Source organism: Vibrio sp. 1288 (assembly GCF_033344475.1).
The window spans coordinates 1-584 of the sequence record NZ_JAWPOX010000849.1 but is presented as its reverse complement, the minus strand read 5'-3'; the positions used below and the strand labels follow the sequence as shown (position 1 = coordinate 584).

1 pseudogene is annotated in these 584 nt (G+C 45.5%); it reads right to left on the bottom strand.

The window, feature by feature from the left end:
* Positions 1-584, bottom strand: a pseudogene (locus R8O11_RS29710) (UDP-forming cellulose synthase catalytic subunit); the annotation flags it as partial.

Below are 584 nucleotides of genomic sequence, written 5' to 3'. Positions count from 1 at the left end.
AAGAATACGTCTCAGCTAGAAGTAAAACGCCCCCTAGAAACAAAGCAACAGGATCGTCCCAGTTCAGGGTAGACGAATAACGCCACCACAAGTATCGACATGAGGCCGTAACCGACAAGATGATCAAAAGCATGGTAGGAAAACGACCCGGCATGCGACGAACCATCATCGCTAATGCCCAGAGTAACAACACAAAGACAGTCTGAGCCTGATAACCAAATGGCACCGTAAAACAAAGCAAAGCGATTAACACCACGAAAAACAGCAAAGTGTAGTTCAACGCCATCGCGGACTTACTTGCTTTAATACGCTCTCGAACTTGTGGATCTTTGATGTTGTTCGCTGTCTGTTCTAACCAGCGGACGCTTTTTGCAACCAATTCAAATGGCAAGTAGAACGCATTGCGAATTTGTTCGGCTAAAGTCATCGCTAAGCTGCTGGTTTTTTTGGCCCACGCTGTATTTACGTTTTGCTTCAAGCAAAGCAACCACACGCTTTGGATAACAAAACGCACAGGATCAAACCATCTCGGCGCAGCAAAATTAACGTTTGGATAGTAAACCAAAGGCAGTTTCCATGAGGGA